Annotated in this window: 5 protein-coding genes; 3 read left to right on the forward strand and 2 right to left on the reverse strand. The window is 53.4% G+C overall.

Annotated elements, in window-relative coordinates:
* Positions 1 to 447 precede the first annotated feature (447 nt).
* Together AD948_RS04000 and gabT are read left to right on the forward strand one after the other, a co-directional pair.
* Positions 448 to 1,389, forward strand: coding sequence for a LysR substrate-binding domain-containing protein (locus tag AD948_RS04000; protein ID WP_006559595.1), 942 nt, complete (start codon positions 448 to 450; stop codon positions 1,387 to 1,389).
* 203 nt (positions 1,390 to 1,592) lie between these two features.
* Positions 1,593 to 2,873: a 4-aminobutyrate--2-oxoglutarate transaminase gene (gabT, locus tag AD948_RS04005; protein ID WP_061470833.1), complete on the forward strand. Its 1,281-nt coding sequence runs from the start codon at positions 1,593 to 1,595 to the stop codon at positions 2,871 to 2,873.
* 221 nt (positions 2,874 to 3,094) lie between these two features.
* On the opposite strand, the gene AD948_RS04010 is transcribed toward gabT, so the two are convergent.
* The gene (locus AD948_RS04010; RefSeq protein WP_006559593.1) at positions 3,095 to 4,315 is read right to left on the reverse strand and encodes a cation:proton antiporter; all 1,221 of its coding nucleotides are present in this window, start codon (positions 4,313 to 4,315) and stop codon (positions 3,095 to 3,097) included.
* A 668-nt stretch (positions 4,316 to 4,983) separates the two neighbouring features.
* On the reverse strand, positions 4,984 to 6,270 hold the full coding sequence (locus AD948_RS04020; protein ID WP_061470835.1) for a restriction endonuclease: 1,287 nt from the start codon (positions 6,268 to 6,270) through the stop codon (positions 4,984 to 4,986).
* Position 6,271: 1 nt separating this feature from the next.
* On the opposite strand from AD948_RS04020, the gene AD948_RS18035 reads away from it, so the two are divergent.
* On the forward strand, positions 6,272 to 6,604 hold the full coding sequence (locus tag AD948_RS18035; protein WP_156478919.1) for a hypothetical protein: 333 nt from the start codon (positions 6,272 to 6,274) through the stop codon (positions 6,602 to 6,604).
* The last annotated feature ends 449 nt before the right edge of the window (positions 6,605 to 7,053 follow it).

Consider the following 7,053-nt stretch of genomic DNA (forward strand, 5'->3'; position numbering starts at 1 on the left):
GCGACAACAGAAAAGTAGAAGCTGCCAGATATCGAAAAAACGCATACTGAATACTTAAATTCTACGCTGTTTTTAAAGTAACCAAATGGCATTTATTTCGTATCAAATAGCTATACACCATGAAAATATGTAGTTTAAAAAAGATGCAGGCTCGAGAAAGACTCCCCTTCCGCCCCAGCTGATATGCTCACTTTTTAATCAAAAGCTCATTTCTTGATCAATCACGCTTTTATGATGAAAAAACGCAGTTTCCTGCCATTTCCGGCTTTTTCGTAGGCCGCTTTGTCAGCGCTCAGCAAAAAAACGCGCACTTGTTTTTCCGAGAAATCTGACGATTCGCCCTGTGCAAGCGCCCATTGGCAGCGCGGGACCTGCTGCTTCCTGACGCTTGCTTCCGGCTGCTTTTCATCCCAAGAACAAAGCCCTTCCAGTGATGATAAGCGCGTGATGGATCAGCGATACCGCATTCCCCCTCTGGCAGCCCTGAATGCCTTTGCCGCCTTTGCCCGCACCGGAGGAATACGCCGCGCCGCGGCAGAACTGCGTGTGGACCATGCGGCTGTCAGCCGCCATATGCGGGATCTGGAACAGATGCTCGGCATCACGCTGCGGGACCGTGCCACAGGCAAGCTGACCCTGGCAGGGCACACTTATTACAGCCAGATTGCCCCGCTGCTGGAAGGACTGGCGCGTGCCACTGCCGATATCCGCCAGCAAACGCCGCACCTGACCATAACCTGCGTGCACGGCTTCGCTTACCATTGGCTGGTGCCCCGTTTGGCCGCGTTCAGGCGGAATCACCCCCACATTGATCTGTTGCTGCGACCGGTTGACGCCAACACGACGTTCCATGGCAACGGCATAGAAACCGATAGTCATGCCGATATTTTCTATGCGCGGGATGATGCGCCATCTGCCGCACTGCGTACCCTGCGCAGTGTTGCCTTTGCACGCCCCCCCGTTTTTCCCGTGGCCTCACCTGCCTGTGTGGCCGCCATGGGGGGCCAGCCCGCCCGACTGATTGATCTGTTACACGCGCCGCTGTTACAGGAAGAGGACGATGCAGAATGGCGTTTGTGGTTCAACGCCCACAACGTGACTATCTCTCATGTTCCGAGTGCGGGCCGCTTGTGGCAGGCACATATCACGCTTGCCGCCGCTCGCGCCGGAGAAGGCATAGCACTGGGCAACGCGTTTCTGCTGGGGGATGATCTGGAAACAGGCCGACTGGTACGCATCACCCCCACGCGCGAGCCGCTACAGGAAACACCTTTGGGATCTTACGTTCTGCGCGCTTCTGATCGCGCTTGGGAGAAGCAGTCCCTTTCCATTTTTCGCGCCTGGCTGCTGGAGCAGGTGGCTATTCAGAGCGTCCACACACCCTCCTGACAGGTGACGATTTCATCCCGGCTCTCCCCACAAAGAGCCGTTGCCTCATGAAATAAGACACAAAGTGGTGTGCATTCATCACCATAGGTGCGAGAAAAAATCGCCTCCTCCTGTCCCTGAAAGTCGCTTACGAACCAGAGGTGACCACACCGGGCTTGCTCCCGGTATCTCTCTTTTTTGCCCCCATAAGGAGCCCCTTTGGCATGAGCACCACCAACAAGGACCTTCTCACCCGCCGCGCCAATGCCGTACCGCGTGGTGTTGCCACAGCTACACCTGTGTTTGCAGATCGCGCTGAAAACGCAGAACTGTGGGATGTGGAAGGCCGCCGCTACATTGATTTCGCAGGCGGAATTGCGGTGCTGAATGTGGGCCATCGTCACCCCAAGGTATTGGCTGCTGCCAAAGCTCAGCTAGAGCGTTTCACTCACACGGCGTTTCAGGTTTCAGCCTACGAATCCTACATCGAACTGGCCGAAAAACTGAATGCCCTCGCGCCTTTTTCTGGCCCGGCCAAGACCATTTTCTTCTCCACCGGCGGAGAAGCGACTGAGAATGCCGTTAAAATTGCGCGCGCCGCCACTGGCCGTAACGGGGTGATTGCTTTCTGCGGCGGGTTCCATGGCCGCACGCTGCTGGCCTCCGCCATGACAGGCAAGGTTCTTCCGTACAAAGCACCGTTTGGCACCTTGCCGGGACAGGTTTATCACCTCCCCTTCCCTGATGGAGACGTAACAGTAGAAGACAGCCTGAAAATGCTGCACTTCCTGTTTGCGTCAGACATTGGGCCGGAGCAGGTTGCCGCCATTATTATTGAACCCGTGCAGGGTGAAGGTGGCTTCCGCATCGCGCCGCCTGCCCTGCTGAAGCATCTTCGCAGCCTCTGCGATGAACACGGCATCAAGCTGATTGCGGATGAAGTGCAGACCGGTTTTGCCCGCACCGGCAAAATGTTTGGCATTGAGCACTCCGGCGTTGAGCCTGATCTGGTGTCTGTCGCCAAGTCTCTGGGCGGCGGCTTTCCCATTTCCGGTGTGATCGGACGGGCAGACCTGATGGATTCCGTGCCGCCGGGGGGCCTGGGCGGCACCTATGCCGGGGCACCGCTGGCCTGTGCCGCAGCGCTGGCCGTGCTGGATGTTATTGAAGAAGAAAAGCTGATTGACCGTGCAAACACCATGGGCGAACACCTGAAGGCACGGATCAATGGCTGGCACAAACGCAAGGATATTCTCCCCGTCAGCACCGCACGCGGGCTAGGTGCCATGATTGCGTTTGATATTCTTGAAAACCATGCTGGAGAAGAACAGCGCGCAGGCTTTGCCAGCAAAGTCTGTGCCAAAGCCTGTGAAAAAGGGCTGATCCTGCTCTCCTGTGGAGTAAAGGGCGCAACCATTCGTATTCTCACCCCGCTCACCGCTTCCGATGCGCTGGTGGACGAAGGGCTGGATGTGATTGAACAGGTTCTGGTTGAACTGGCCTGACCGACATTCTCCTTTGAGACAAAAAAGAGAGCCTCCCATGGGGCTCTCTTTTTTTGCTTTTGAACTCTCTGCGTCAGACATATCTGCTCAGGCAAGGCGGTCTGCAAGCCAGCAATCAAACCAGCGATAACGAGGGCAGCCCAATTATAAGAGGGTAGAAAACCTTCCTGCCCGGTCTTTCTGCCTTACCTGATGAAGAGGCTGCATAGCCCCTTCTGCTTTTACGCTTGCTCTGCTGACTTGCCGGAAAACAGTCGGAACAGAGGGCCTGTAAGAGAGGTGGAAATAACCGCCAGCACCATCAGAGCAGCAAAGGCGAACTCCGAGATCATACCCTGCGCGTGAAGAATGGTCGCGGCCACAATTTCCATCAGCCCCTTACATTGCAACAACGCTCCCACACTCAGCCGCTGGCGCGATGTGAGACCGGAAGCGGGAGGGAAAAGGTAGACCGCTCCCATCTTGGTCACGATGGAGACCGCCACCAGCGCCAGAGAAGCCGCCAGAGAAGGCCATGTCAGGGCATCGCCATCAATTTTCAGGCCACTATGGCCAAAGAACATGGGAGCAAGCCAGATAAGGGCGAAGGTGCCAACTTCCTCCACCGGCAGGCGACGCACCCAGCTTGGCGGCATGATAGCCCCGGCAAAGTAAGCCCCAATCAGTTCATGCAAACCAAGCTGCTTGCTGGCCCATGATCCGGCAGCCAGATAAACAGGCACTGCGGCCCAGATCACAATAAGGGGGGGATGCCGGAAATGCCGGGCCGCCCAGCCGCCGGCAGAAGCCAGCCCAACCAGCAGAAACACCGCCAGGAATTCCAGCCAGGACCAGCCATGCAGTGCAGAAGGCCCTTTGGCCATGAACTGCAGAATGGCCAACCCGATCCAGAGAGCGGCATCATCCACCACCGCCAGTTTCAGGGCCAACTGGCCCACTGCGCGGTGCACGGGTTCAAGCTCACGCACAATGCCTATCAGCACCGGCAGCGCGCTGACAGCAATACACAACCCCAGGGAAACAGCCCCCATCAAGGGAGAGACCTGCGGCGCCGCCCAGCCGTGAAGAGGCAGAAAGAACTGATAGACCACCAGAGAGCCGATCAGAAACGGCCCTCCCAGCGCTACGACCGCACCGCCAAGCAGCCGCCCCAAAGAGGGCGAAGGAATGGCCTCTTCCGCTCCCTTGCCGTGGTTTGGGTCCACCCACATTTCCAGCCCGGCCGTAAATGCCAGCACAAGCACGGCTACCCAGCCGATATCGTCCCCATAAACAGAAGGAATTCCCCACTGCTCAACAGGCACATGCCAAACTGCCAGCAGAATACCCAAAAGTATTGGCAAAACGACTATTGGTAATACTCTGCGCGTTACACGCCACAAAACCCACGGAAAGAGAACAAAAACACCAAAATCCGCAAAAAGAGATATTATTTTTTCCATTCTTGCCCTCCCTTTTGGATTAAAAAATATACATTATCTGTCTTTTTATCATTATAAATTGATATTTCCAACCAATACCATCCTATCGACATATTCTCTTCATTTTTTACCTAGAGAGTGCGTTGTATCATTGCACGCCAACACAACGTCACGTTTCGCAGTTTCCCGCGTATTATCTTTATAATTCACTGTATTAAAAGAGAAATTCTTCCCCTCTTTTCTCGCTCAGGCAGGAGAACGAAGACGAAGAGAACAAAATGTAATTTTTCTTTTAATCGGCCGATCCTGTCCGTTGTCGGACAAAAGAGCACCCACACCCAAGCTCCGGCTGCGACCACGTTGCGCAGCGTCTCCTCACTGCTGAAAACCGTCTCAGCATGCAGTGGGTTACTCATCATCCCTTTTGAAGCAGCAGATCACAAGACTGGGTTCGGTCTGAGACGACGCAAGCTTTCAAGAAAGCGCCACCGATGAGAGACTTCCCTATCATCGGATAGAATGCACAAAGAAACCGAGATCAAACGCACCCATCAACACCCCGACCCTAAGCAAGTGTACCGGAGAACGGGAGCCACGCCCTTCGTTCACGGAGCCCGTTGAGCAAGCACAACCCATTCTTCAAAAAAGAGGCAGAGGCAGAGGCAGGATAACGTGCAGCGTGCGGCCTGTTACCCTCTCACGCGGGCAGATGTAAAATTTTCCAGACGTCTGACAAAATCTTGCAGCTCATCATGGTGCAGAAGAAATATCTTGTTTGTTTTTGCCAGTTGCTGCGCGGGAATTGTGTAAGGGGCATTTGAAACAACGGCTGCAAAACGTCCTGCATAATGGTGTCTGGCAGCAGCCACCTGCTGCACGGCATCATTCCCGACAGCCCTTGAATAAAGCTTGCACTGCAGGATCAGACGCAGGCCTTTTTTTGTCGCAACAATATCTGCTCCCTGATCTCCACATTCCGATGTGACGATTGCATCCCACCCCGCTTTTTTAAGCAGCTTTGCGCAATAACGTTCATAATCAAACGGGTCCATATCGGGGGTATAGATATCAGGATTACTGTTCTTGGCTACAACAGCATGCGGCTCCTTGAAGGCAACCTGATCCAGATATGTCAGCAGTTCCGGTGAGGCTTTTTCAAAATATTTTTCGTACCCATGCTTGCTCAGGCAGGCATACATTTCCCGCCGCATGAATTCGGATTTTTCCTTATTCCATTTATCATAAATGGTTGTGCCATATGCGTTCTGAAAAACCAGTTGCTTGCGCCGGATCTGAAGCCGATCAGCCAGAGTATCAATCAGGCGTTTTCCGGTTTGCACCGTATTTCTAAACGTCCGCCGCCGCCGGTAAGCTCCTGCCGCTTTAAGCAGAACATACAGACCCACGCCCCATTCAATGACTTTTACAAACCCATTATGCCATCCTATCTGCGCAGACAGTGTGGACATTTTTTTCCAAAGAGCCTGAAAGCTGTTTTTGACACTATCGATTACAGGTTGAACCCCCACAGAGCGGGCGGAAAATGTCTCACTCTGCGTTTTGTCAGCTTTATGCGAAACAGGTTGCCTTTGACTGCTGGCAGAATGCTCGGTACGGAATGACTCAACGGTATGAATCAGATCCTGCTCAGCTTCTGACGTTTCAAGAAGAGGCGTGACAGCACGTCTGGCAAAATACAACGGAGGCAAGCCGGGTGTTGGTGGTGTTTTGCGCAGCAGCAGCACATCACCATTTTCAGCTATTTCATCCCATCGACCGGTATCATTTATAATACGGCAATCATACAGTTTCTGGAATCTTGAGAAATCATGCCCATGCAGCATCGCCTCATTGGCATCCCGCGTAGCGCTAGGAGTGGCGCAGGCCAGAGTTGGCGCTGTTAACCGATAAACCGTTTCTGCTTGCGCCGGGCTCACCACAAACGCAGCAACGCTGACGATATACCGGATTTTCACCTTGTTGCATCCCTTCAGTCTCGGAACCCGCAGTGCGGCGCAACGGACACGCAAAGGCGTAGACTCACAGGCTGCAACAGGATCGGGTAAATTCACTTATCATTTTGGCTCAGATTACAAAAAAACTAAAGCCGGAAAGCGCATAACACCTTGTGAAAACGACTTTTCTTGGAAAAAAGAGGTCCTGATTGCGTCACTTTTTATCTTATGCCGCCCTCTGGATACCCGTTTTAGGAAAAAACAGGTGAGAGAATCGAAAAAAGCGTTCTTCTCTCACATCAAGTTCAAGGGCTTACAAAGCAAAAGACCCGATCCTGACTACCATCTCCCCTAGCCCAGAGGCCTGGTGCACACACCATGGAGACCGATTGAATATCAGAAAAAGACCGGGATGGTTTTCGCAAGATGCACGCTGAAAACGTGGGCAACACAACAGCCCTACCCACAACAGAAGGCTACTCGTCTTCTCCCATCCCTCTGCCACCGGACACCCTGATGGCGTCTATCAAGAAGTAGCCATCACCACAGGCATAGGTTGAACAAGGCTTCACAAAAACACAGAGTTTGCAGAAATCTCGCGGTTCTTGAGATGCTCACTCGGGGTGTAGAGTGCCTGTCATCATTTCGAGGCATCTGCACACGTATGAATAACAATACATTCTGTCTCGACAACAGAAACACATTTTCCGGCGACCAAGAACCCTCCCTACAGAGGAAGGCCTTTAAGACACTGTTTGAAGGTCAGTGGCAGTGGCAGTGGCAGTGGCAGTGGCAGTGGCAGTG

The organism is Acetobacter senegalensis (assembly GCF_001580995.1).
GTDB lineage: Bacteria > Pseudomonadota > Alphaproteobacteria > Acetobacterales > Acetobacteraceae > Acetobacter > Acetobacter senegalensis.

Bases quoted from the DNA above. Each gene is read 5' to 3' on its own strand.
- AD948_RS04000 (WP_006559595.1), top strand. From the start codon at position 448: ATGGATCAGCGATACCGCATTCCCCCTCTGGCAGCCCTGAATGCCTTT.
- gabT (WP_061470833.1), top strand. From the start codon at position 1,593: ATGAGCACCACCAACAAGGACCTTCTCACCCGCCGCGCCAATGCCGTA.
- AD948_RS04010 (WP_006559593.1), bottom strand. From the start codon at position 4,315: ATGGAAAAAATAATATCTCTTTTTGCGGATTTTGGTGTTTTTGTTCTC.